At 73.7% G+C, this 24,118-nt stretch carries 21 protein-coding genes and 1 tRNA gene; 11 read left to right on the top strand and 11 right to left on the bottom strand.

Features of this window, described 5'->3' with window-relative positions; all coding sequences use genetic code 11:
- The first annotated feature begins 327 nt into the window (after window positions 1–327).
- Window positions 328–1,518, top strand: a complete 1,191-nt coding sequence (locus VR45_RS09705) for a PP2C family protein-serine/threonine phosphatase (RefSeq protein WP_234325906.1) — start codon at window positions 328–330, stop codon at window positions 1,516–1,518.
- 9 nt (window positions 1,519–1,527) lie between these two features.
- On the opposite strand, the gene dhaL is transcribed toward VR45_RS09705, so the two are convergent.
- Together dhaL and dhaK are read right to left on the bottom strand one after the other, a co-directional pair.
- Window positions 1,528–2,214: a dihydroxyacetone kinase subunit DhaL gene (gene dhaL, locus VR45_RS09700; RefSeq protein WP_045939266.1), complete on the bottom strand. Its 687-nt coding sequence runs from the start codon at window positions 2,212–2,214 to the stop codon at window positions 1,528–1,530.
- 70 nt (window positions 2,215–2,284) lie between these two features.
- Window positions 2,285–3,280, bottom strand: a complete 996-nt coding sequence (gene dhaK / locus VR45_RS09695; RefSeq protein WP_045939265.1) for a dihydroxyacetone kinase subunit DhaK — start codon at window positions 3,278–3,280, stop codon at window positions 2,285–2,287.
- Window positions 3,281–3,422: 142 nt separating this feature from the next.
- Here dhaK and dhaM point away from each other — a divergent pair, with 142 nt between their 5' ends.
- Entirely contained in the window at window positions 3,423–3,815 is a 393-nt protein-coding gene (dhaM, locus tag VR45_RS09690) for a dihydroxyacetone kinase phosphoryl donor subunit DhaM (protein ID WP_045939264.1), read from the top strand.
- A gap of 55 nt (window positions 3,816–3,870) precedes the next feature.
- Here the strand turns inward: dhaM and VR45_RS09685 are convergent, their stop codons facing one another.
- Window positions 3,871–5,586, bottom strand: a complete 1,716-nt coding sequence (locus tag VR45_RS09685) for a bifunctional 3'-5' exonuclease/DNA polymerase (protein ID WP_053642498.1) — start codon at window positions 5,584–5,586, stop codon at window positions 3,871–3,873.
- A 191-nt stretch (window positions 5,587–5,777) separates the two neighbouring features.
- Between VR45_RS09685 and VR45_RS09680 the strand changes: the two genes are divergently transcribed.
- Window positions 5,778–7,802, top strand: coding sequence for a M3 family metallopeptidase (locus tag VR45_RS09680; RefSeq protein ID WP_078896374.1), 2,025 nt, complete (start codon window positions 5,778–5,780; stop codon window positions 7,800–7,802).
- Between the two features lie 84 nt (window positions 7,803–7,886).
- On the opposite strand, the gene VR45_RS09675 is transcribed toward VR45_RS09680, so the two are convergent.
- Both VR45_RS09675 and VR45_RS09670 read right to left on the bottom strand, forming a co-directional pair.
- The gene (locus VR45_RS09675) at window positions 7,887–9,341 is read right to left on the bottom strand and encodes a cellulase family glycosylhydrolase (RefSeq protein ID WP_045939261.1); all 1,455 of its coding nucleotides are present in this window, start codon (window positions 9,339–9,341) and stop codon (window positions 7,887–7,889) included.
- A gap of 144 nt (window positions 9,342–9,485) precedes the next feature.
- On the bottom strand, window positions 9,486–10,142 hold the full coding sequence (locus VR45_RS09670; RefSeq protein ID WP_045939260.1) for a TetR family transcriptional regulator: 657 nt from the start codon (window positions 10,140–10,142) through the stop codon (window positions 9,486–9,488).
- Window positions 10,143–10,366: 224 nt separating this feature from the next.
- On the opposite strand from VR45_RS09670, the gene VR45_RS09665 reads away from it, so the two are divergent.
- Window positions 10,367–11,584 carry an acyl-CoA dehydrogenase family protein gene (locus VR45_RS09665; RefSeq protein ID WP_045939259.1) on the top strand — a complete coding sequence of 406 codons (1,218 nt, stop codon included), beginning with the start codon at window positions 10,367–10,369 and terminating at the stop codon, window positions 11,582–11,584.
- A gap of 22 nt (window positions 11,585–11,606) precedes the next feature.
- On the opposite strand, the gene VR45_RS09660 is transcribed toward VR45_RS09665, so the two are convergent.
- From VR45_RS09660 to VR45_RS09650, 3 genes are all read right to left on the bottom strand, one after another.
- Window positions 11,607–12,224 (bottom strand): hypothetical protein, encoded by a 618-nt coding sequence (locus tag VR45_RS09660; protein WP_045939258.1) that lies wholly within the window; start codon window positions 12,222–12,224, stop codon window positions 11,607–11,609.
- 84 nt (window positions 12,225–12,308) lie between these two features.
- On the bottom strand, window positions 12,309–13,121 hold the full coding sequence (locus VR45_RS09655; RefSeq protein ID WP_078896373.1) for an enoyl-CoA hydratase/isomerase family protein: 813 nt from the start codon (window positions 13,119–13,121) through the stop codon (window positions 12,309–12,311).
- A 71-nt stretch (window positions 13,122–13,192) separates the two neighbouring features.
- Complete coding sequence (locus tag VR45_RS09650; protein WP_045939257.1) at window positions 13,193–13,882, bottom strand: TetR family transcriptional regulator; 690 nt, start codon at window positions 13,880–13,882, stop codon at window positions 13,193–13,195.
- Window positions 13,883–14,033: 151 nt separating this feature from the next.
- Here VR45_RS09650 and VR45_RS09645 point away from each other — a divergent pair, with 151 nt between their 5' ends.
- Window positions 14,034–15,803, top strand: coding sequence for an MFS transporter (locus VR45_RS09645; protein ID WP_353612674.1), 1,770 nt, complete (start codon window positions 14,034–14,036; stop codon window positions 15,801–15,803).
- Here the strand turns inward: VR45_RS09645 and VR45_RS09640 are convergent.
- A complete protein-coding gene (locus VR45_RS09640) occupies window positions 15,716–16,276 on the bottom strand; it encodes a GNAT family protein (RefSeq protein ID WP_045939256.1) in 561 nt (186 codons plus the stop codon). The two genes, VR45_RS09645 and VR45_RS09640, sit on opposite strands and share 88 nt — an antisense overlap.
- Window positions 16,277–16,353: 77 nt before the next feature.
- Here VR45_RS09640 and VR45_RS09635 point away from each other — a divergent pair, with 77 nt between their 5' ends.
- Entirely contained in the window at window positions 16,354–16,968 is a 615-nt protein-coding gene (locus VR45_RS09635) for a TetR/AcrR family transcriptional regulator (protein ID WP_199925920.1), read from the top strand.
- A gap of 207 nt (window positions 16,969–17,175) precedes the next feature.
- Here VR45_RS09635 and VR45_RS09630 read toward each other — a convergent pair.
- Window positions 17,176–17,251 (bottom strand) — tRNA-Arg (locus VR45_RS09630).
- 639 nt (window positions 17,252–17,890) lie between these two features.
- Between VR45_RS09630 and ssb the strand changes: the two genes are divergently transcribed.
- The 5 genes from ssb to VR45_RS09605 all read left to right on the top strand — a co-directional run bounded on the left by ssb (window position 17,891) and on the right by VR45_RS09605 (window position 23,551).
- Window positions 17,891–18,412: a single-stranded DNA-binding protein gene (gene ssb, locus VR45_RS46785; protein ID WP_052708966.1), complete on the top strand. Its 522-nt coding sequence runs from the start codon at window positions 17,891–17,893 to the stop codon at window positions 18,410–18,412.
- Window positions 18,413–18,772: 360 nt separating this feature from the next.
- Complete coding sequence (locus VR45_RS09620; protein ID WP_052708965.1) at window positions 18,773–20,269, top strand: Cys-Gln thioester bond-forming surface protein; 1,497 nt, start codon at window positions 18,773–18,775, stop codon at window positions 20,267–20,269.
- A 282-nt stretch (window positions 20,270–20,551) separates the two neighbouring features.
- Entirely contained in the window at window positions 20,552–22,216 is a 1,665-nt protein-coding gene (gene ettA, locus VR45_RS09615) for an energy-dependent translational throttle protein EttA (RefSeq protein ID WP_078896371.1), read from the top strand.
- A 113-nt stretch (window positions 22,217–22,329) separates the two neighbouring features.
- Entirely contained in the window at window positions 22,330–22,770 is a 441-nt protein-coding gene (locus VR45_RS09610; protein ID WP_045939253.1) for a thioesterase family protein, read from the top strand.
- Between the two features lie 82 nt (window positions 22,771–22,852).
- Window positions 22,853–23,551 (top strand): hypothetical protein, encoded by a 699-nt coding sequence (locus VR45_RS09605; RefSeq protein WP_045939252.1) that lies wholly within the window; start codon window positions 22,853–22,855, stop codon window positions 23,549–23,551.
- Window positions 23,552–23,611: 60 nt separating this feature from the next.
- Here the strand turns inward: VR45_RS09605 and VR45_RS09600 are convergent, their stop codons facing one another.
- Entirely contained in the window at window positions 23,612–24,016 is a 405-nt protein-coding gene (locus VR45_RS09600; protein ID WP_045939271.1) for a globin, read from the bottom strand.
- Between the last annotated feature and the right edge of the window lie 102 nt (window positions 24,017–24,118).

The following is a 24,118-nucleotide window of genomic DNA, read 5'->3' as shown; positions in this document are numbered from 1 at the left end:
GATCGTCGGCACCAGGTTGCTGTTGCCGGTGAGGAAGGTGACGGCGACGGTCGCGATCCACAGCAGCAGTCCGCCGAGGAGGATCCGGGGCCACTGGGCGGGGCGGGCCGAGGGGCGGACGGAGGGGGCGGAGAGGTGGGGGGTGTTGCGGTGTCCGGACACCGGTGAGGGCTCCCTTGTGTGATCCGCTTTCGTCGCACTGTATGACGAATCGGGTGCTTTGGTACCTTTTGGCACAGTCCGTGGAGTGACGGCGCCTGCGTCCGGGGGAGTGCCCGCGCCCGGGGTGCGCGGGTGGGCGGGTTGATCGTCCGTTATGTTCGATATGTGTTCCCGATCCGTCGAGCCCAGTCGCCGTCCGATCCGACCGGCGCCGGGCAGCCGCCGGCCCGGCGGCGCGGCGCGCTGCTCGCCGTCGACCTGCTCGACATCCCGTTCTGGCGCCGGGCCGCACCCGCCCTGCTCGCGATCCTGCTGGTCGGCCTGGCGGACCTCTACTCCGGCCGGGACCGCTACCTAGCCCCCCTGATGACCGTCGTCCCCAGCATCGCCGCGCTCACCCTGCGGCCGCTCGAACTGCTCGGCGTCTGCGGGCTCGGCCTGCTTGCCGTCTTCGGCCTCAGCCACTACGACGAGGTCGACACCATCAACGACGCCCGCTTCCTCTGGGGCGCGATGATCAGCTATCTGCTGCTCACCGTCTTCTCCGCCTGGGTCGCCAGGATCAGGATGCGCCGGGCCGCCGCCTTCGCCGCGGTCAGCTCCGTCGCGGAGGCCGCGCAGCGGGCCCTGCTGCGGCTGCCGGGCCCGGTCGTCGGGCCGCTGCGCCTCGCCGTCCGGTACGTCTCCGCCGCCGACGCCTCCAAGATCGGCGGGGACCTCTACTCCGTCCTGGAGACCCCGCACGGCACCCGGGTCGCGGTCGGCGACGTGCGCGGCAAGGGGCTCGGCGCGGTGCAGACCGCCGCCGTGGTGCTCGGCGCCTTCCGCGAGGCCGCGTACGACGAGGCCGGGCTGCCCGGGGTGGCCGCCAGGATCGAGGCCAGCGTGGAGCGGCACGTGCCGGACGGCGAGTTCACCACCGCGCTGTTCGCCGAGTTCCGCCGGCCCGGCGTGGTCGAGTTGCTCCAGTGCGGGCACGTCCCGCCGATCCGGGTCGACCAGGACGGCCTGGCGCACGTGCTGGACGCGCCCGACCCCTGGGTGCCGCTCGGCCTCGGCCGGTTGGCCTTCGGCGAGCCGAGCACCTGGGACCAGGCGTTCGGGATCGAGGACGTGCTGGTGCTGTGCACCGACGGCGTGGTCGAGGCCAGGCATCGGGACAACGGCGAGTTCTACCCGCTGGCGGAGCGGGTCGGGCCGCTGGTGCGCGGCGCGGCCCGCTCCGCCGCCGAGCTGGAGGCGGCCGTCGGCCGGGTCTACGCCGACCTGTTGGCGCACACCGGGGGCGAACTCCGGGACGACGCGCTGCTGCTGCTCGTCACCCGCACCGACCCGGACTGGACGGTGCAGCCCTAGGGCCCGTCTTCAGGCCGTCCGGGCGGCGGTGGTGTCGGCGAGGGCCCGGAAGAGCAGGGCGGTGGAGGCGGCGCCGGGGTCCTGGTGGCCGATGCTGCGCGGGCCGAGGTAGGAGGCGCGGCCCTTGCGGGCCTGGAGCGGCACGGTGTCCAGGGCGCCCCGTTCGGCGCCCCCGGCCGCCGCCGCGGCGGCCTCCGGCAGTCCGGCCCCGGCGGCCACCGCCTCGCGGTAGGCGTCCAGGGCGGGCGTCCAGGCGTCCACGATGGTCTTGTCCCCCGGCGCGGCCCGGCCGAGGTCCCGGACCGCCCGCAGCCCGGCGGCCAGTGCCTCGCCCAGCCCGGCCGCGTCGGCGGACGGCTGTCCGGGCGGCGGCAGTGCGGCGCCGATCGCGCGGAAGGCCTTGCCGTAGAGCGGGCCGGAGGCGCCGCCGACCTTGGAGATCAGGGTGCTGCCGGTCCTGGTCAGCAGTGCGCCGGGGCCGCCGTCCGGCGCGGGCGCGTCCGGGCCGGACGGGCCGTCCTGGCCGTCCGAGCCGTCCAGGGTGGCCAGGACGGCGGCGAAGCCGCGTCGCAGATTGCTGCCGTGGTCGCCGTCGCCGATCGCCGAGTCCAGCTCGGTGAGCCGCTCGTGCTCCCGCTCGACCGCCGCGGCGATCGCGCGGACCCAGTCCTCGGCGAGACGGGTGTCGACGTCCATGCGGATGGCTCCTTCGGGTCGTTCGGCCGGGGTGTCCTGGGGTGTCCTGGGGCGGGCGGTTCCGGGCGGTTCAGGCGCGCTTGAGGGCCGGGGTGTCCACCGGGGCGTCCCACAGTTCCAGCAGCTGCGCGTCGGCCTTGGTGAGGGTGAGCGAGAAGCCCGCCATGTCCAGGCTGGTCACATAGTTGCCGACCAGGCTGCGGGCCACCGTGATGCCGTGCTCGGCCAGCCGGGCGGCGACCTCGCCGAAGACGATGTACAGCTCCAGCAGCGGCGTCCCGCCCAGCCCGTTGACCAGGGCGATCACCTCGTCCCCGGCGGTCAGGTGGTGATCGGTGAGGATCGTCGACACCACCTCGGCAACCAGTTCGCGGGCCGGGCGGAGCTTCTCCCGGCGGCGGCCCGGCTCACCGTGGATGCCGACGCCGACCTCGATCTCGTCCTCGGCCAGCTCGAAGCCGGGCCGGCCCGCGGCCGGGACGGTCGCCCCGGTCAGCGCGATCGCGAACGAGCGGGAGGCCGCGTTCACCCGCTCGCCGACGGCGGCCACCGCGTCCAGCGGCGCGCCGCGCTCGGCCAGCGCGCCCGCGATCTTCTCCACCGCCACCGTCGCGCCGGTGCCGCGCCGGCCGGCCGTCCAGGTGGAGTCCTCGACCGCGACGTCGTCGTTGACCAGCACGGTGCGGACCTCGATGCCCCGCTCGGCGGCCAGCTCCGCGGCGAGCTCGAAGTTCATCACGTCGCCGGTGTAGTTCTTGACCACGAACACCACACCTGCGCCGGAGTCCACGGCCTCGGCGGCGGCCAGCACCTGGTCCGGGACGGGCGAGGTGAAGACCTCGCCGGGGCAGGCCGCGTCGAGCATGCCGGGGCCGACGAAGCCGCCGTGCAGCGGCTCGTGCCCGGACCCGCCGCCGGACACCAGGGCCACCTTGGGGGCAGGCGGGCGCACCGCCCGGGTGATCACCCGGTTGGCGAGGTCCACCGCCAGCTCCGGATGGGCGGCGGCCACTCCGGCCAGCGCGTCCTCCAGGACGGTCTCCGCGGTGTTGATGAGCTTCTTCACGGTTTACGCGCTCCCCTCGGCCGACGGTGCTGACCCGACGCTACGCCGGACGGGCGGCCGGCGTCCCGGATCCGGCCCGCCGCCGGCCGCCTCACTCGAATGGAGTAACTGCCGGACGCCCGACCGGCTCTAGGGTCGGGGCATGAGTGGACACGTGGGCATCGTCCTGGTCTCGCACAGCGCCGCGCTGGCCGGGGGGTTGAGGGAACTGCTGGGGGAGCTGGCCTCGGCGGAGGTGCGGGTGGTGGTGGCCGCCGGTACCGAGGACGGCGGGCTCGGCAGCAGCTACGAGCTGATCGCCCGGGCCGTGGCGGCGGCGGACTCCGGGGCGGGGGCCGTGGTGCTGCCGGACCTCGGGAGCTCGGTGCTGACGGCGCTGACCGTGCTGGAGGACCAGCCCCGCCCCGGGGTCGTGCTGGTCGACGCGCCGTTCGTGGAGGGCGCGGTCGCCGCCGCGGTGACCGCCTCGACCGGGGCCGCGCTGGCCGAGGTGGTCGCCGCCGCCGAGGAGGCGCGCGGCTTCCGCAAGCTGTGAGTGCCAGTGCCAGTGCCAGTGCCAATGCCGGTGGCGACGGCAGCGGCGACGGTGGCTACTTGGCGTCGGCGTAGCACTCCACCACGGCGGTGCTCAGCGGGAAGCGGACCGGGGTCTCGCCGAAGACCAGCCGGCGGGCCTCGTCCGCCGCCGCGTCGACCGCCGCCGCCACCTCGTCCGCCAGATTGGCCGGGGTGTGCACCATCACCTCGTCGTGCTGGAAGAACACCAGGTGCGGGCGGTCCGCCGCCGAGGCCACCGGGAGCTCGGCCAGCCGGCGGCGCAGCGCGGCCAGCAGCGCCAGCGCCCAGTCGGCGGCACTGGCCTGGATGACGAAGTTGCGGGTGAACCGGCCCCGGGAGCGGGCCCGGCGTCCGCCCTCCTCGCCGCCGGCCTCGCCCGCCTCGGTCAGGTCGAGGAAGTCGGCCGAGGCGGGCGGGCACGGACGGCCCAGCCGGGAGGCCACCACGCCGCCGTCCTCGCCGGTGCGGGCGGCCGCCTCGACGTAGCCCATCGCGGCCGGGTAGCGGGTGCGCAGGGTCGCCAGCAGCGGGCCGATGTCGCCGCTGGTCTGGCCGTACATGGCGCCGAGCAGGCCGAGCTTGGCCTTGTCGCGGTCGCCCTGGAAGGCGGAGGCGGCGAGCGCCTCGTACAGGTCGCCGCCGGCCGCGGTGCGGGCCAGCCCGGCGTCCTGGGAGAGCGCGGCGAGGACCCGCGGCTCCAGCTGGGCGGCGTCGGCGACGACCAGCAGCCGGCCCGGGTCGGCGACCACGGCGCGGCGCAGGATGCGCGGGATCTGCAGCGCGCCGCCGCCGCGGCTGGCCCAGCGGCCGGAGACCACGCCGCCGACCACGTACTCGGGGCGGAACCGGCCGTCGCGCACCCAGGCGTCCTGCCAGGCCCAGCCGTGCGCCACGTGGAGCCGGGACAGCTCCTTGTAGCGGATCAGCAGCCGGGCCGCCGGGTGGTCGATCCGTTTCAGCTCCCAGGAGCGGGTGGAGCCGAGCTGGATGCCGGCCTCGGCGAAGGCGCGCAGCACCTGGGCGTGCGAGTCGGGGTTGAAGGTGCGGCCGCCGAGCGCCTCCCGGAGCTCGGCCGCGAGCTCGGCGAGCACCCGCGGTTGCGCGCCGGCGACGGTCGGGCGGGGGCCGAGCAGCTCGGTGAGCAGCCGGTCGTGCACATCAGTCCGCCAGGGCAGGCCGTCATGGCCCATCTCGGCGGCGGACAGCGCGCCCGCCGACTCGGCGGCCAGCAGCAGCCGGTACCGGCCCCGGGCCTCCTGGTCCTCGATCGCCGCCAGCCGGCGCTGCTGCTCGGCGTGGACGGCGACCACGGCGGCCAGCGGGTCGGTGCCGGGCGGCAGCTGGAGCCGGTCGGGGGCGAACAGCGTGTCCTGGCCGTCGTCGGCCTCCGCGGAGCCGGGCTCGGGCAGGTCGGCGGGCACCGGCAGGCCGCGCAGCCGGGCCCAGGCGGCGCCCAGCGACCGCGGGGCGCCGAACCGGCCCTCGTGGGCGAGCAGCAGCGCCTCGACCAGCCGCAGGTCGTGGCAGCGGGCGAGCCGGCCGGGCAGCCGGGGGAGCAGCGGGTCGTAGCCGGACTCGGCGGCGGCCCACACCCAGCGCGGGTGCTCGGCGGCCTCCCGCCCGGCGACGGCGGCGGCGAGGTCGGGCACGGGGACGGGCGGCCCGAGCGGGGTGCCCGCCTCGTCGAGCGGCTGGAGCCGGCCGCCGGGGCCGTGCGGGTCGGGGGCGAGGGCGATCCTGGGTGCCACGGGCTCCTCCTCTCGTGCGGACGGGGACCGTCCGGGGGCGTACGGCCGGTCGGTGCCGACGGTAGCGGGAGGGTACGACAACCGGAGCCGCGCCGGTCGGCGGCCGGGCCGGGGGGCGCCCGCGTCCCGTGCGCGCCGGTGGCCGGGAGGAGGCGTAGGCAGCGCCGATGACACGGCGTAAGGTCGGCGGAATGACCGAGAACCCGTTCTTCAAGGCCAGCACCCTGGCCTACGAACTGCCGCCGTTCGCCGAGATCCGGCCGGAGCACTACCTGCCCGCCTTCGAGCGCGGGATGGCCGAGCAGCTGGCCGAGATCGCCGCGATCACCGCCGATCCGGCGCCGGCGACCGTTGAGAACACCCTGGTCGCGCTGGAGCGCTCGGGGACGCTGCTGCGCCGGGTCCGCGGGGTCTTCGACAACCACTCCTCCGCCGACACCACTCCCGAGGTCGACCGGATCGACGCGGAGATCAGCCCCCGGCTGGCCGCGCACCGGGACGCGATCCACCTGGACGCCGCGCTGTTCGCCCGGGTCGAGGAGCTGTACGCCCGCCGCGCCGGACTCGACCTGGACCCGGAGTCGCTGCGGCTGCTGGAGCGCCGGTACACCGCGTTCGTCCGGGCGGGGGCCCGGCTGGGTGCCGAGCAGCAGGCCCGGCTGCGCGGAATCAACGCCGAACTGGCGACCGCCGCCTCGGAGTTCCGCCAGAACGTGTCGGCCGACTCGAAGGCCCGCGCGCTGGTGCTGGACTCCGCCGAGCAGTTGGCCGGCCTCTCCCCGGACGCGATCGCGGCGGCCGCCGAGAACGGCCGCGCGCTCGGGCACGACGGCAGTTATGTGCTCAGCCTGAAGAACTTCTCCAACCAGACCGAGCTCGCCTCGCTCACCGACCGCTCGGTGCGCGAGCGGCTGCTCACCGCCTCGCTCGGCCGGGCCGCCGGGACCAACGGCCCGCTGGCGATCCGGATGTCCGCGTTGCGCGCCGAGCGGGCCCGTCTGCTCGGGTACGACACCCACGCCGCCTACGTGGTGGCCGACGAGACGGCCGGCACCGTGGAGGCGGTGGACGCGCTGCTCGCCCGGCTGGTGCCGCCGGCCGTGGCCAACGCCCGCCGGGAGGCCGCCGAGCTGGCCAAGGTCGCCGCCGCCGACGGCGTCGAGGAGATCGCCGCGCACGACTGGGCGTACTACTCGGAGCAGGTCCGGCAGTCCTCGTACCAGGTGGACGCGGCGGCGCTGCGCCCGTACTTCGAGCTGGAGCGGGTGCTGCGGGACGGCGTCTTCTTCGCCGCCGGCCTCGCCTACGGGGTGAGCTTCACCGAGCGTCCCGACCTGGTCGGCTACCACCCCGATGTGCGGGTCTTCGAGGTGTTCGACGCGGACGGCACCGCGCTCGGCCTGTTCCTCGGCGACTTCCACGCCCGGGCGTCCAAGCGCGGCGGTGCGTGGATGGACGAACTGGTCACCCAGTCCGGGCTGTTGGGCCAGCGGCCGGTGGTCTACAACAACCTGAACATCGCCAAGCCGGCGCCCGGTGAGCCGGTGCTGCTGTCCTGGGACGAGGTGCGGACGCTGTTCCACGAGTTCGGCCACGCGCTGCACGGGCTGTTCTCGGACGTGCGCTTCCCGTACTTCGCGGGCACCGCCGTGCCGCGGGACTTCGTGGAGTTCCCGTCCCAGGTCAACGAGATGTGGATGGTGTGGCCGGAGGTCCTGGCCAACTACGCCCGGCACCACGCGACCGGCGAGCCGCTGCCGGCCGAGCTGGTCGGGCGGATCGAGGCGGCGGAGTCCTTCGGGCAGGGCTTCCGGACCGTCGAGTACCTGGCGGCGGCGCTGCTGGACTGGGCCTGGCACACCCTGCCGGAGGGCCAGGAGGTGGCGGACGCCGAGGAGTTCGAGGCGGCGGCGCTGGCGAAGGCCGGGCTGGCGGTGGCGGCGGTCCCGCCGCGCTACCGGACCACGTACTTCGGGCACATCTTCGCGGGCGGGTACAGCGCGGGCTACTACGCGTACATCTGGTCGGAGGTCCTGGACGCCGACACGGTGGAGTGGTTCAAGGACGGCGGGCGGAGCGTGCGCGAGAGCGGCGAGGTGTTCCGGCGCGAGCTGCTGGCGCGCGGCGACAGCCGGGACGCGCTGGACTCCTTCCGCGCGGTGGTCGGGCGCGACCCGGAGACCGCCCCGCTGCTGGCCCGGCGCGGGCTGCTGTAGGGCCTGTCCCCGGTGCGGACGCCGGCCCGGCGGCGCGGTGCGCGCCGCCGGGCCGCCGGGTCGACGTGGGGTGGCGGCCGGGGTTCAGCGGGGTTCGAGGACGACGGTGACCGGCGTGCCAGGGCGGGCGTGCGGGAGCCGGATCCGGGCGCGGCCGGCCCGGTCGCCGCTCGGCTGCTCGACCTCGACCAGGGCGCCGGACGGCTGCGCGGTGACCCGTACGCCGGTCGGGAACGCGGCGGCCGGCAGGGCGAGTTCGGTGCTCCGGCCGGTGCCGTCGGCGTTCCAGCGGACGGTGTGCCGGGCGCCGTCGGAGGCGGTGCGGGCGCCCGTGCCGGCGGTCGCGACCGGGTACGGGCCGAAGGCCGGCTCCTCGCCCGAGGCGGGTCGGCCGGCCGGGTCGAGCGCGCAGTAGCCGCCGTTGCCCCGGCACCAGTACCACATCGTCCAGCCGCCCGCGAAGCCGTCCATCGCCTCGACCTGGCGGCGGACCAGCAGGGTGTTGCCGGGTGTGCGGGAGTTCGGCGGGCCCCACTCGCCGACCAGGACCGGCAGTCGGCGGTCGGTCGGGTAGGCGGTGATCGCGGCGGTGTAGCGCTCGACGAAGCCGCCGGCCGGGTCCCAGTCGGCGCCGGACTCGACGGCGGTGTCGTAGAAGTGCGGCGCGTAGCCGAGCCGGGGCGCGCCGGGGCGGGGGTCGGTGAAGCCGGGCAGCCGGGTGGGGACGCCCTGGCCGACCAGGACGGTCGGTTCGACGAACAGCCAGGCGCGGGTGTCGGCCCGGCGCACGGCGGCGATCAGCCGCCGGTACATGGCGGCCAGCCGGCCCTGTTCCAGCTCGGCGGCGGAGCGGGCGAGCACCTCCGGGTCGGCCGGGTCGCCGTCCACCGGGCCGAACGGCTCGTTGAACAGGTCGTAGCCCAGCAGCGAGCGGTGGCCGCGCAGTTCGCGGGCCAGCCGGGTGTAGAAGTCGGCCTGCCAGGCGCGCAGGTCGGCGTCGTCGTAGAGGTGCCGGAAGGCGGCCTGGACGCCGGGCTGGAAGTAACCGGCGAACCAGTCGTCGGGGTCGGCCTCGAACGGCAGGCCGTCGTCGCGGGTGGCCCAGGGCGGGATGCCCCGGTCCCCGCCGCCGAAGTACGGGCCGTAGACGTCCTGGTGGAGGTCGACCAGGACGAGCAGGCCGGAGCGGTCGGCCGCGTCCAGGAGCCGGTGCAGCCGCCGCAGTTCGGCCGGGTCGAGGCGGCCCCGGGTCGGCTCCAGCCTGGTCCAGGAGACCGGCAGGCGGACCAGGGTGAAGCCCTGGGCGGCGATCGACCCGAGGTCCTGCTCGGTGGCCTCGGCGTACTTGTCGAGGTTGAAGCCGCGCAGCTGGAGCCGGCGGCCGGCGGTGTCGGTGAGGTCGGTGCGGCCGTCCGGGGCGGTGGCGGTGCCGGTGGGGAACGCCGGTGCGCGGGACGGGGAATGGGCCCGGGCCGGAGCGGCGGGCAGGGCGAGGGCGGCGGCGATCAGGAGGGCAACGGCGGTGCGGGGCGGGCGCATCGGGACCTCCGGGGTGGGCGAGGGTGGGGCCCGATGATGCCTGCCGGGCCCGCGCCGCACAAGGGAGCGGTGCGGACCCGAAGTGGAACGCGGCTGCCGTAAAAGGCTGTTGGCGGCCGGTCAGTCGGTCAGTCGGTCGGACGGTCAGCCGGTGGGACGGTCCGAGGGCTCCGTCGTCGGGGCCGGGGTCGGGGCCGGTCCGGCGGGCAGGGCGGCGGTCGGCAGGTCGGCGGCGGCGGCGAGCCGCCCCCAGAGCAGGTCGGCGAGCGCCTGGACCATCCGGGTGCGCGAGCAGGGGCGGGACTCCAGCCACCAGTCGCCGGCCGCCAGCACCATGCCGGTGATCGCCCGGCCCCAGACCTCGGCGAGCAGTTCGCGGTCGGCGCCGAGGTCGACCTGCCCGGCGACGGCCCGGGTGATCTCCTCGGCGATCTGCCGGAGGGCGGGGGCGAGCGCGTTGCCCGCGCCGCTGGGGTCGCCGGGTTCGGGGTGGGTGAGCAGCCGGTAGACCTGGGGGCGGGACTCGATCCCGGCGAGGTAGGTGTCCAGGACGTGCTCGACCCGGTCGCGGCGTTCCAGCGGTTCGGCCAGCGCGGCCCGGACGGCGGCCAGCAGCCCGCCGGTGTGGCGTTCGGTCAGGGCCCGGATCAGGCCGTTCCGGTCGCCGAAGTGCCGGTAGAGGATCGGCTTGGTGATCCCGGCCTCGGCGGCGATGGCGTTCATGCTCGCGCCCGGGCCCTCGCGCTGGATGACCCGGTCGGCGGCGTTGAGCAACTGCTCCCGGCGGGGCTCTGGGTCCATGCGCTGTTCCTTCGCTTCCGTGCCGGGTGTTCCGGCACCGGCGTTGACACCGGTTACCAAGCAGTAGCAGACTCCGACGATGTTACCGGTGGTAACACCCTGGTCGGTCGCACCTTTCGGTCGAATCCTCGAACGCACCCCTTCCTCGGACGCACCCTTCCTCGGTCGACCCGCCCTGGGTCGCACCCGCCCTCGGCCGCACCCTTCTTCGGAGGCACCCACCCATGAGCACCTTCTCCCTGGACCCGGGCCCGGACCAGATCGCCGTCCGCGACTGGCTGCACGGCTTCGCCGCCGACGTGGTGCGGCCCGCCGCCGCCGAGTGGGACGAGCGCGAGGAGACCCCCTGGCCGATCATCCAGGAGGCCGCCAAGCTCGGCATCTACTCGCTGGACTTCTACGCCCAGCAGTACTTCGACCCCTCCGGCGTCGGCATCCCGATCGCCATGGAGGAGCTGTTCTGGGGCGACGCGGGCATCGGCCTGTCCATCGTCGGCACCACCCTCGCCGCCGTCGCGGTCCTCGCCAACGGCACGGACGAGCAGATCGGCACCTGGGCGCCGCAGATGTTCGGGACCCCGGACGACGTCAAGGTGGCGGCGTTCTGCTCCTCCGAGCCCGACGCCGGCTCCGACGTCTCCGCGCTGCGCACCCGGGCCGTGTACGAGGAGGCCACCGACGAGTGGGTGCTGAACGGCACCAAGACCTGGGCCACCAACGGCGGGATCGCCGCCGTCCACGTGGTGGTGGCCACCGTCGACCCGGCGCTCGGCGCGCGCGGGCAGGCGTCCTTCGTGGTGCCGCCCGGGACGCCGGGGCTGAGCCAGGGCCAGAAGTTCAAGAAGCACGGCATCCGGGCCTCGCACACCGCCGAGGTGGTGCTGGACTCGGTCCGGCTGCCCGGGCACTGCCTGCTCGGCGGCAAGGAGAAGCTGGACGAGCGCCTCGCCCGGGCCCGCGAGGGCGTCCGCAAGTCCGGGCGGAACGCCGCGATGGCCACCTTCGAGGCCTCCCGGCCGGCCGTCGGCGCGCAGGCGATCGGGATCGCCCGGGCCGCCTACGAGGTGGCGCTGGACTACGCGAAGACCCGGGTGCAGTTCGGCCGCCCGATCATCGACAACCAGGGCGTCGCCTTCCAGTTGGCCGACATGAAGACCCGGATCGACGCGGCCAGGCTGCTGGTCTGGCGGGCCTCCTGGATGGCCGCGACCAACCAGCCGTTCACCTCGGCCGAGGGCTCGATGTCCAAGCTCTACGCGGGCGAGACCGCCAAGTGGGTCACCGCGCAGGCGATGCAGATCCTCGGCGGCAACGGCTTCACCCGGGAGTACCCGGTCGAGCGGATGCACCGGGACAGCGCGATCTACTCGATCTTCGAGGGCACCAGCGAGATCCAGCGGCTGGTGATCGCCCGGGCCGTCTCGGGGCTGCCGATCCGCTGACCGCCGGTGGCCGGGCGGGGGGTCAGCGGGCGGCCCAGAAGGTGAGCCCGGCCGACAGGGCGCCCACCACCGTGCCGGCGACCGTCTGCGCGGTGGTGTGGTCCCGCAGCACCACCCGGGACCAGCCGATCGCCGCGACCAGGGGGTAGAGCAACAGCCACCAGGGCGAGAGCGCGACGGCCAGGCAGACCGTCGCGCCGCTCGCCACGGCGGTGTGCACGGAGATCTTCCACCAGACGGTGATCACCAGGATCGGGACCAGTGAGGCGAGCATCGCCACCACCGTCGCGGTCAGGTCGCGCGGGGCGTCCGCGGCGAGCATCACCACCAGGCCGGTCGCGACCGAGGCCATGATCAGCGGGAAGAGCGTCAGCCTCCGCTGCCGGTGGCCGACGTGGCGGTCGCCCACGGTGCCCCTGCGCATGCCGTAGTGGATGAACAGGGTCGGGACCACGGCGGTGAACACGGCCGCGAACGCCGCCCAGGCGAGGCCGGTCCAGCCGTAGCGGAGGCCGCCGAGCAGGAGCAGCATCGCGATGATGACGTTCTTCGGCTCCAGGCCGTCGGTGATCCGGCGGGCCCGGGCCGTCGTCGGGTGGTGCTCCAGGCGGGTGCGGGTGCGGCTGCGGATCGGTCGCATGATCGTATCCGTCGGACCGGTTCCGCTTCGGCCCGTTCCGCCCCGGAGCCCGTCCGGGCGGTCGGATCCGGGGCGGACGGTCGGTCAGAACCGGGGCGGGCGGCGTTCGAGGAAGGCGGCGAGGCCCTCGCGGACGTCCGGGGCCTCGCGGGAACGGCGCTCCCAGGGCGCGAGGGCCTCGGCCGCCCGCTCCGGCGGCACCGCCAGCGCGGCCTTCACCGCGCCGATGGTCTGCGGCGAGCGGGTGGTCAGCATCCGGGCGAACGCCAGTGCCACGCCGTCCAGTTCGGCGGCCGGCAGGACGCGCTCGGCCAGCCCGAGCGCGGCCGCCTCCGGCGCGGACAGCAACTCGCCCGAGAACAGCAGGTACTTGGCGCGGGCCGGTCCCACCAGCCGGGCCAGCCGCAGGGTGGGTACCGCCGGATAGACCACGCCCAGCTTGGCCGGGGTGATGCCGAGCCGGGCGTCCTCGGCGACGAAGCGCAGGTCGCAGGCGACCGCCAGCTGGCAGCCGCCGCCGACGCAGGCGCCGTGCACCACGGCGAGGGTCGGGTGCGGGAACGCCGCCAGCGCCTCCTCGGCGGCGACATTGACCGCGTGGTAGGCGTCGGCGCGGTCCGGATCGCCGTAGACTCCGGCCAGTTCGTCGATGTCGGCGCCGGCGCTGAAGGTGCCGCCCGCGCCGGTGACCAGCAGCGCGCGCACGCCCGGCTCCTCGGCCAGCCGCTTCAGCACCTCCGGCAGGGCCTGCCAGATCGCCAGCGTGACGGCGTTGCGCCGGTGCGGGCGGTCGAACTCCAGCACCGCGACGCTGTCCTCGCCGACGTGGGCGTTGAGGCCCTCGGTCTCGGTGGGCAGCGGGGCGCGGTCGCGCGTCAGCAGCGGCCGGGTGGCCATGGGCACCTCCGGGAGGGTGTGGGTGCGGCCACTCTCGCAGAGTCCGGTCTTCCCGAGTCCGGCGGCGAGGCTCAGGACCGGGTGGCGCCGTAGTCGCCGAGCCCCTGCCCGGCCAGGGCGAAGGCCCGGTCGGCGTCGGCCAGGGCCTCGGGCAGGACGTCCGCCGCCCGGTCGCCGGCCATCATCCGGCGCTGGTTCTCCTCCGTCAGGGTCAGCTGGGCGCCTAGCAGCTGGGCGGCGGCGACCCGGGCGGTCAGCGGGTCGTGCTCCGGGTCCCGGGCGAGCAGTTCGGCGGTGAGCGCAGCCCGGGCGCCCGCGTCGAAGCCGGCGTACGCCCGCAGTGCCAGCACCGGGGTGCGGTGGATCAGCCGGACCACGTCGATCACCTGCTGCTGGTCGCTCAGGCCGGTCGCCGGGTCGAACGCGGCGAGCGCGGCGACGTAGTGGGCGTGCAGCGCGGTGACCGCCGGGACGTCCGGGGCCGCCTCGCGCACCACCCGGGCGGGCTCGCCGATGTGCTGCTCCATCGGCCCGAGGACGAGGTCCTCCTTGGTCGCGAAGTAGTTGAAGACGGTCATCTTGGACACCTCGGCGGCGGCGGCGATCTCGGCCACCGAGACCTCGTCGAAGCCGCGTTCGGCGAACAGGGTGATGGCGGTCTGCCAGATCCGGATCGCGGTCTGCCGCTTCTTGCGCTCCCGCAGGCCCATCCCGGCGCCGTCGGTCCCGCCCCCGTCGGTCCCGATCGCGATTCTCGTCATGGAGTGACTGTACCAGGATCAAAGATGTACCGGGCTGAAGAATTGACCGAGTCAAAAAAGACTGTCATGGTGGTGCCGCGCCGCCGGGCCGAACCGGTGCGGCGCGGGGCGTCCCGACGCCCGGACTCCGCGATCCCAGGGGGGACTTCCGATGGCCGTGACGACACCGCCGACCGTTCCGGCGACCGAACCGCCGACCGAACCGCCGACGGTTCCGGCGCCGACCGCGCCGACCGCCCCGGCGCCGACCGCACCCGCGGTGGCGCTGATGACCGAGTCGCAGCGCAAGCTGGGCATGGTGCTCTGCCTGGTCACGATCGTGCTGGCGGTGCTCGACATGAACATCGTGTCGGCCGCCACCGTGCCGATCGTCCGGGACCTCGACCCGGTCCACGGCGTCGACCGACTGCCCTGGCTGGTCAGCGCGTTCGCCCTGGCCGCCACCGCGCTGCTGCCGCTCTACGGCAAGCTCTGCGACCTCTACGGGGCGAAGCGGGTACTGATCGGCGCCGTCGGCACCTTCCTGCTGGGCTCGGCGCTCTGCGGGGCGGCTGGCTCGATGGAGCAGCTGATCGCCTTCCGGGCGGTCCAGGGCATCGGCGGGGGCGGGCTGATGAGCGTGACCATGGTGGTGATGGCCCAGCTGAAGGACCCGGAGGAGGACGGCAGCGGCGGGGGCGGCGCGGGCGGGATCGTCGCCGGCGGCGGCATGGCCGTCGGCCCGCTGATCGGCGGGCTGCTCGCGGACCACCTGAACTGGCGCTGGATCTTCTACGTCAACCTGCCGATCGGCCTGGCCGTCCTGGCCGGGGCCGTGCTGGTGCTGCGGCTGCCCGCCGGGACCGGCCGGCGCGGGCTGGACTTCCTCGGCGCGACCCTGGCCGCGGCCTTCGCCACCGGCCTGCTGCTGATCACCGAGTGGGGCGGCCGGACCTACGGCTGGACCTCCCCGCAGCTGCTCGGCCTGGCCGCGGCCACCGTGCTGGTGTTCGTGCTCTTCCTCCGCCGTCAGGCCACCGCCCCCGAACCGGTGCTGCCGCTCTCGCTGTTCCGGATCCCGGAGATCCGGATCGGCTTCGCGCTGCAGGGCCTGGTCGGCATGGGGATGATGGGCGCGATCATGTACGTGATGCTCTACCTCCAGGTCGCCCGGGGTGTCGCCGCGACCTCGGCCAGCCTCTACCTGATCCCGATGGCGGTCGGGATGACCGTGGTCGGCCTGGTGATCAACCGGCTGACGGCCCGGGGGGTGTCGGTCCGCGGGGGTGTCGGTCCGCGCGGTGCTGGTGACGGGCGCCGTCTGCTCCGCCACCGCGCTGCTGCTGCTCGGGCTGAGCGGGACGGGGACGTCGCTGTGGCTGGTCCGGGCCGAGCTGCTGCTGCTCGGCGTGGGGCTGGGCCAGCTGATCGGGCACCTGATCACCGTGGTCCAGGCCGCCGCCCCGGCGCACCAGCTGGGGGTGGCCACCACCGGCGTCCGGTTCTTCCAGACCCTCGGCAGCGCGCTGGGCGCGGCCGTCTTCGGCACCGTGCTGGCCCGGGAGTTCGCCGCGGCCGAGCCCGGGCTGCCGCTGGGCGCGATCGGCCGGCTGACCGGCGCGGCCCGGGAGCACGCGGTGGCGGGCTTCGTGGACGCGGTGGACACCGTCTTCCTGTCGGCGGCCGGCGTGATGGTGTTGGCCCTGCTGGTGGCGCTGCGGCTGCGGCCGAGGGCGGAGCGCGGGGAGCGGGAGCGGGCCCGGGCCGTCTGAGGGCGGATGCGGCGCGGGGCCCGGTGGAGTCGTCCACCGGGCCCCGCCGTCGTGGTCCGGGCTCAGCCGGTGAGGTCAGGGCTCAGCCGGTGGGGGCGCCCTGGGGCTTCCACTCGTGGGTGAGCAGGGACCAGACCTCGCCGTCCTGGTGGCGGCCGTCGTGCAGGTAGCTCTCGCGCAGCACGCCCTCCAGGGTGAAGCCCATCCGCTGGGCGACCGCCCGGCTGCGGAGGTTGTCCGGCTTGTTGTGCCACTCGATCCGGTGCATGCCGCGGACGGTGAAGGCGTAGTCGATCAGGTGCCGGACGGCGGTGCTGATCAGGCCCCGGCCCTGGCCGGCGGGCTCGGTCCAGACCCCGATCTCGCAGGTGCCGCCCTTGGGGTCGAACTGGACGAACATCACGCCGCCGACCAGCGTGCCGTCCAGCCAGATCCCGTACAGCCGGGCGGTGTCGGCGGCCTGCCGGTCGGCGTAGCGCTGGAGGATGGCGCGGGCCGAGTCCAGGTCGGTGGCGAGGCCGGCCCAGTTGATCCAGGCATCGATGTGGGCGCGGCCGCGCTCGATGTGCTCCAGGTACTCGGGTGCCTGCCAGGGCTCCAGCGGGCGGAGCTCGGCGTTCTCGGAGAGGGGGACGGCGAACATGGGCGTGCCTTTCGCAACGAGGGTCGGTCGGATCGGTGCGTCATGCGTAACAAACGTTTGGTACGTAAGATAACCCCATGACGCCCGCCCGTGGAGATCACGAAGCCCGCCGGACCGAAGTCTCGGAGGCGGTGTGGCGGGTGTTGTCCACCCGGGGTTTCGAGGCGCTGACGCTGCGTGCGGTGGCCGCCGAGATGGGGGCCACCACCGGACTGCTGACGCACTACTTCCCCAGCAAGAAGGCGCTGGTGGCGCATGCGCTGGAGCTGCTGGACCGGCGCTCGCTGGAGCGGCCGCGGCGGTTGGTGCCGGCGGACGGGGGGCCGCCGCCGCCGGCGGGGCTGGCCCGGCTGCGGGCGGCGCTGCTGGACATCCTGCCGTTGGACGGGCCGGGTCGGGCGGGCAATCGGATCTGGGTCGGTTCCTGGGACGTGGCGTTGGCGGATCCGGAGCTGGCGGAGGCGCACGCGGCGCGGTACGCGCGTTCGCGGCGGGTGCTGGCGGGGTGTGTGGTGGACGCGCAGCGGTTGGGGGAGCTGCCGGCCGGGCCCGCGGCGGAGGGGCTCGCGGCGGGTGCGCAGAGCTTCGTGCTGGGGCTGGTGGTGCAGGCATTGTTCGCTCCGGGGGAGTTCCCCGCGGAGCGGCAGGTGGAACTGCTGGACGCCTATCTGGCGGGACTGGCCGCGGTCTGACGGCGGGCCGCCGGCGGCGGCTGTTCGGTGCCGGTGTTTACGGCAACGGAATTCCCCGGCGGGGACTTTTCGGAGAGTGCATGACACGCATGGTCACGGGTTATGCGCGCTGGGTGCCGAAGGCGGTCGGCCGCTCGGCGGGGCGTCCGCAATTGACCGGTACGGGTAATACGCGAACTGCCCGGCGGGACGGCGTCGCGAGGTGTGTGGCGCCCCCAGCAGGATTCGAACCTGCGACCTACCGCTTAGAAGGCGGGTGCTCTATCCGCTGAGCTATGGGGGCGGGACGGGCGGCGCCCGGGAGGGCGTGACCGTTGCCGGGATCGGGCGGTGGGCGCGCGGCGCCCGCTGTCCGTCCCCGTACCTGAGGATGGGGTGTGGGGGGTGGCGGGTCCCTGCCCTGTCAGGGGACAGGATAAGGGTGCCCCGTTCCTCGGCCGGGTGTTACGACACCGCCGTTGGTGTGTCGGCCTCGGTGGAGCGGTCCGATAATCGCAGGTGAACGCCGTGCGTGCAGCGGTCTGGCGGTCTTCGGCGCCGGACGTTGTGCACTCGTTACGGGGCTGTCTGCCCACCCGTTATGGATTCGGCACGGAGAAAGCGCCGTGGCCGGGGGCGGCATCGGCGCGGGTGGGGGGCCGTATTCGGGTTCCTTCGGTCGGATGACGTGCGCGGACGGTCGGCACGGCCACCCCTGGGGGTGTCCGGGGCCGTGTGCGGCCCCCGGTTTGTTGTCATGGCCGCGCAGAACGAGGGTGCGGCGGTCGTACAAAGGCTGAAATTCACCCCTGTGGGCGACAGTGGTTTTCCACAGGCCCGATTTGTCCACAGGATTTCCGAACTCTGCTGCGCGGATTTCCCGAGAAGCGCACTCTCCGGGTGTGCCGGTCGATTCCGTACGGTGCAACAAGGAGAACGGAGTGTGGCTGTGAACGGTACCCAGGTGACGGTGATCGGGAATGTCGCCACGGAGGTGACGTACGCCCTGACGCCCGGTGGGGTGCCGGTGGCGAACTTCCGGCTGGCCTCCACCGAGCGGCGCTTCGACCGGGCGCGGGAGGTCTGGGTCGACGGTGAGACGCAGTGGCTGACGGTCACGGCGTGGCGGTCGCTGGCGGGTCATCTGATCGACTCGCTGGCGAAGGGCGACCCGGTGGTGGTGAGCGGTCGGCTGAGGGTCCGGGAGTGGGCCGAGGGGGAGGTGAAGCGCAGTCGGGTCGAGATCGACGCCCGGTCGGTCGGGCACGATCTGAGCCGCGGCACGTCCAGGTTCAGCTGGGCGGCGGGGGGTCGGGGCGGGGTGCCGGAGGAGGTGGGCGGCGGCGCCGGGGCGGCCTTCGGCGAGGCGGTGCCCGGGTGGATCGTGGACGCCCTGAGGGGGCGGCAGGCGGTGGCGGGCGGCGACGGGCCGGCGGCCGAGGGGGAAAGCGGGGGTGACACCTAGCGGCCCGCCGGGTGTCCGACGGGTCGTCCGACTGTCGACAAATACGTGAATCGAGACGGTCGTTGCGCCCGTACGCGCAATCCTGTTCCGGTTAGCGGAATGATCCGGTAATTCTGGCTACCCGTCAGCTTGTGTGGATAGTGGGAGGGTTGATAACGATCCAGATACGGAATCGTCCTAATTTCGCATGGGGGTTTCCGGACCTCCGGGGCTCCATAGGATTCGTCTGGTTCACATCGTGAAGCGGCGCCACAGGGGGCGCGGCAAGCAAGGCGGGCTGCCCACCGGCATGGCCCGGCCCGAAGGGATCCCAAGATGTTCCAGAGGCAGGGGCGGGCGCTTCCCCGCATAACCACTGTCATGCTCGCGACCAGCACTGCGCTGGCCGGGGGCCTGTTCGCGGCCGGTGCGGCGGCTGCGGCCGACGAGCCGGGCGGCGGCGTCACGGCGGTGGTCCAGCCGACCCTGATGAGCGAGGAGATCGCCATCGAGGGGAGCCACTCGATCCAGGGCGGGCTGTTCACCCTCAAGACGGCCGACGGCGAGATCAAGACGTACTGCATCGACATCGACCACCCGGTCGACATCACCAAGGCCATCGAGTACCGCGAGTCCGACTGGAAGTCGAGCTCGCTCGGCCGCCCGGAGAAGGCCCAGGACGCCTCCAAGATCCGCTGGATCCTGGAGAACTCCTACCCGCAGGTGACGGACCTCAAGAAGCTGGCCACCGACGCCGGCGTCAAGGGCGAGCTCACCAAGGAGGACGCCGCCGCCGGCACCCAGGCCGCGATCTGGAAGTTCTCCGACGGCAAGAACGCCATCCCGGTGGACGCCGAGGCCAAGCAGCTCCGCGACTACCTGGTCAGCGAGAAGAACAAGGGCATCGCCGCCGAGCCCAAGCCCTCGCTGAGCCTCACCCCGGACTCGGTGTCGGGCAAGCCGGGCACCAAGCTCGGCCCGTTCACCCTCAACTCCAGCGCCAACGAGGTGAAGCTGGCGCTCGCCGGCGACGCCGCCGACAAGGTCAAGCTGGTCGACAAGGACAACAAGCCGGTCTCCGACCTGGCCGGTCCGATCGCCAAGGACACCCAGCTGTGGCTGGACGTCCCGGCCGGCACCCCGGACGGCACCGCGAGCATCAACGCCAACGCGGAGACTGTCGTGCCGAGCGGCCGCGTCTTCCTCAGCAAGGGCTACACCCCGGAGAAGCACAGCCAGACCATGATCCTGGCGGGCTCCACCAAGCTCGCAGTCAAGGACGCCGCCAAGGCGACCTGGAAGGCCGCCAAGGGCCCGCTGGTCGACAGCAGCGCCGTGGTCGAGTGCGTGTCCAACGGCGTCAAGGTCTCCGTCGCCAACGGCGGTGACGAGGCCGCCACCGTCTCGGTGAAGCCGGGCAAGGACATCACCGTCCAGCCGGGCAAGATCGAGACCGTGATCGTCCCGGTCGCCGAGGACACGGCCTACGACATCACCGTCACCGGCCCGAACGGCTTCAGCAAGAACTTCAAGGGCATCCTGGACTGCAAGAACACCAGTGTGACCACGCCGACCCCGACCCCGACCCCGTCGGCCACCACGCCGAGCACCAAGCCGTCGACCCCGGCGCCGACCACCGCGGCCCCGACCACCGCGGCTCCGGTCGTCACCCCGAGCGCGACCCCGTCCGCCTCGGCCACCACCACGGCCGCCCACCCGGCGCCGACCAGCACCGCCCCCGGCACCACCGGCGGTCTGGCCCAGACCGGTGGTAGCGACGCCACCCCGGTCATCGCCGCCGTCGCCGGTGGCCTGGTCGTGGCCGGCGGAGCCGCGGTCTTCCTGCTGCGCCGTCGCCGTCAGGGCAACGCCGCCTGAGGCACCGGCCCGAGGCACCGGCCCGAGGCACCGGCCCGAGGCACCTGCTTGAGGCCGATCCGGTAGGACCCGGGCACTGACCCGGGAGTACCGGGCGCCGAACCGCCCGTAACGGCCCGGCTCCCCGGTGTGCGGGGAGCCGGGCCGTTGCGCGTCCGGACGACACCGCGGCGGGGCGGGCGGGTGCCGAGTGGGGAGCAGCCGTTCGGGGCTCCCGTTCCGGTGCGGCACAATGGAAGGCTGCAAGCCGAATATCTCCCGACGACGCCGGAGCGATCTCACGTGGCGGAATACATCTACACGATGCGCAAGGTGCGCAAGGCGCACGGCGACAAGGTCATCCTTGACGACGTGACGCTCAGCTTCCTCCCCGGGGCGAAGATCGGCGTCGTGGGCCCCAACGGTGCCGGTAAGTCCACCGTGCTGAAGATGATGGCCGGCCTGGAGCACCCCTCCAACGGCGACGCCTTCCTCTCGCCCGGTTTCACCGTCGGCATGCTGCTCCAGGAGCCGCCGCTCGACGAGTCCAAGACCGTCCTGGAGAACGTCGAGGACGGCGTCAAGGAGATCAAGGGGAAGCTCAACCGCTTCAACGAGATCGCCGAGCTGATGGCGACCGACTACTCGGACGCCCTGCTGGACGAGATGGGCAAGCTCCAGGAGGACCTCGACCACGCCGAGGCCTGGGACCTGGACGCCCAGCTGGAGCAGGCCATGGACGCCCTGGGCTGCCCGCCCGGCGACTGGCCGGTCACCAAGCTCTCCGGTGGCGAGAAGCGCCGGGTCGCGCTCTGCAAGCTGCTGCTGGAGGCCCCCGACCTGCTGCTGCTCGACGAGCCCACCAACCACCTGGACGCCGAGTCGGTGAACTGGCTGGAGCAGCACCTGGAGAAGTACAAGGGCACCGTCGTCGCCGTCACCCACGACCGGTACTTCCTGGACAACGTCGCCGAGTGGATCCTCGAGCTCGACCGCGGCCGCGCCTACCCGTACGAGGGCAACTACTCCACGTACCTGGAGACAAAGCAGTCCCGGCTCAAGGTCGAGGGCCAGAAGGACGCCAAGCGCGCCAAGCGGCTCAAGGAAGAGCTGGAGTGGGTCCGCTCCAACGCCAAGGGCCGCCAGGCCAAGTCCAAGGCGCGTCTGGCCCGCTACGAGGAGATGGCGGCCGAGGCCGACAAGATGCGGAAGCTGGACTTCGAGGAGATCCAGATCCCGCCGGGCCCGCGTCTGGGCAGCGTCGTCATCGAGGTCGAGAACCTCAACAAGGCCTTCGGCGAGAAGGTCCTGATCGACGACCTCAGCTTCACCCTGCCGCGCAACGGCATCGTCGGCATCATCGGCCCGAACGGCGCCGGCAAGACCACCCTGTTCAAGATGCTCCTGGACCTGGAGACCCCGGACAGCGGCTCGGTCAAGGTCGGTGACACGGTCAAGATCAGCTACGTCGACCAGTCGCGTGCCAACATCGACGCGAAGAAGACCCTCTGGGAGGTCGTGTCCGACGGTCTGGACTGGATCAACGTCGGCCAGGTCGAGATGCCGTCCCGCGCCTACGTCTCGGCGTTCGGCTTCAAGGGCCCGGACCAGCAGAAGCCGGCCGGCGTGCTCTCCGGCGGTGAGCGCAACCGCCTGAACCTGGCGCTCACCCTGAAGCAGGGCGGCAACCTGCTGCTCCTCGACGAGCCCACCAACGACCTCGACGTCGAGACCCTCTCCTCGCTGGAGAACGCGCTGCTGGAGTTCCCCGGCTGCGCCGTGGTCATCTCCCACGACCGCTGGTTCCTGGACCGAGTGGCCACCCACATCCTCGCCTACGAGGGCGAGAGCAAGTGGTTCTGGTTCGAGGGCAACTTCGACTCGTACGAGAAGAACAAGGTCGAGCGGCTGGGCTCCGACGCGGCCCGTCCGCACCGGGCCACCTACAAGAAGCTGACCCGCGGCTGACAGTCAGCCATGACGACGGCCCGGCAGATCCGCCCCACCGGGGGCGGGCCTGCCGGGCCGCGGCCCGACCGGCACCCAACGCCGGCGGGCACCGGACGTCGAGGAGAACACCCGTGTCACGCCACATCTACGCCTGCCCGCTGCGCTGGTCCGACATGGACGCCTTCGGGCACGTCAACAACGTGGTCTTCCTGCGCTACCTGGAGGAGGCCCGGATCGACTTCATGTTCACCCAGGCCGCCGAGGCCGGCGCCGGCGAGTTCGCGGGCGGTTCGGTGGTGGCGCGCCACGAGATCGACTACAAGCGCCCGCTGGTGCACCGGCCCGAGCCGGTCACGATCGAGACCTGGGTGACCCGGATCGGCGTCGCCTCGCTGACGGTCTCCTACGAGATCAAGGACACCGCCGACGACGGCACCGAGACGGTCTACGTCCGGGCCTCGACCGTGGTCGTCCCCTACGACCTGGCCGAGGGCCGGCCGCGCCGGATAAGCCCGGTGGAGCGGGAGTTCCTGTCGCGGTTCGTGGACGAGGAGCCGGCCGTCGCGGTCTGACCGCACCCGGCCGACCAACAGCCGCCCGCACCCTCCGACCGACCGTTCCACCCGCCCGATGCCCCGGATGTGAGCCGCCGCGTTGAACAGCACCGCCACCCTCTCCCTCGCCGACGCCGGGGAGGCCGCCGACCTGGCCGCCTTCCTGGTCCGACTGCTGCGCTTCGACCGGGCGGCGGCGGTCCGGTCGCAGGGCGTGCCGCAACCGGACGGCAGCGGTGTGCTGGCCGTCTTCGGGCGGCTGCCGCTGGGTGGTTCGGGCGTGCTGGCGGTGCGCACCGCCCGGCTGGCCGGGCTCGACGCACCGGTCGACCTGACCGTCTCGGCCGGGCAGCTGCTGGACGGCGTCGACACCGGGGCGAACACCCTCGCCCTGCCGGGACCGGTCACCGGCCCGGCCTGGGCCGGGCTGCTGCCGCCGCGCACCGGCTGGCGGCCGGTCGGCGAACCGCCCGCCGCCCAGGTGTACGGCGAAGTGATGGCCGCCGTACGGGAGTTCCGCGAGCGCAGCGAGGCCGTCCCGGCGCACCACCGGACCCGTCCGGTGCTCGACGCGCTGGCCGACGAGATCTGGTCCCGCCCGCTCACCGCACTGCCCGAACTGCCGCTGCGCGCCGCCCACGCGGCCCGGGTGATCGGCTTCCTGGACCCGGTCGCCCCGCTCACCGTGCACCGGGCGGGCGGCTGGCTGCGGCTCTCCGCCCCGGCGGGCTCGGTGGCCCTCCGCACCGCGGCGGCGCCCGGCGCGGGCCTGGGCCTCAGCCCGGTCCGCCCCTCCTAGGGGCTGGCTCTTGGATCCCTGCCGTAGTCGCCGCAGGCGGACGCGGGGCCAAGGCCCCCGTCAGCCCTCAGTGTTGATCATCGAGGCGGCGGCGTAGGTGAGGTAGTCCCAGAGCTGCTGCTCGGCCTCCGCCGGCAGGCCCAGCTCGTCCACGGCCACCCGCATGTGCTTCAGCCAGGCGTCGTGCGCCGCGCGGTCCACCTTGAACGGCACGTGCCGCATCCGCAGCCGGGGGTGGCCGCGCTGCTCGCTGTACGTGCGCGGGCCGCCCCAGTACTGCATGAGGAAGAGCGTGAACCGCTCCTCGGCCGGCCCGAGGTCCTCCTCGGGGTACATCGGCCGGAGCAACTCGTCCTCCGCGACGCCCTGGTAGAACCGGTGGACCAGCCGCCGGAAGGTCGGTTCGCCACCGACCTGCTCGAAGAAGGTCTCCTCGCTGGGCGCGCCACGCCGGATCTCGTTCACCCGACCATGGTCGCAGACGGCGGCGGGGCCGTACACCGGGACCTGGGGACCAGGACCCGAGGCGTACGACCCCGCGCGGGCCGGCCGGGGGAGGGGCGGGCG

Origin of the sequence: Streptomyces sp. NRRL S-495 (genome assembly GCF_000966955.1) — a bacterium.
In the GTDB taxonomy this organism is placed as follows: domain Bacteria; phylum Actinomycetota; class Actinomycetes; order Streptomycetales; family Streptomycetaceae; genus Kitasatospora; species Kitasatospora purpeofusca.
Note: the sequence above shows the minus strand (reverse complement) of the source record. Positions and strands in the feature narration are given on the sequence as shown.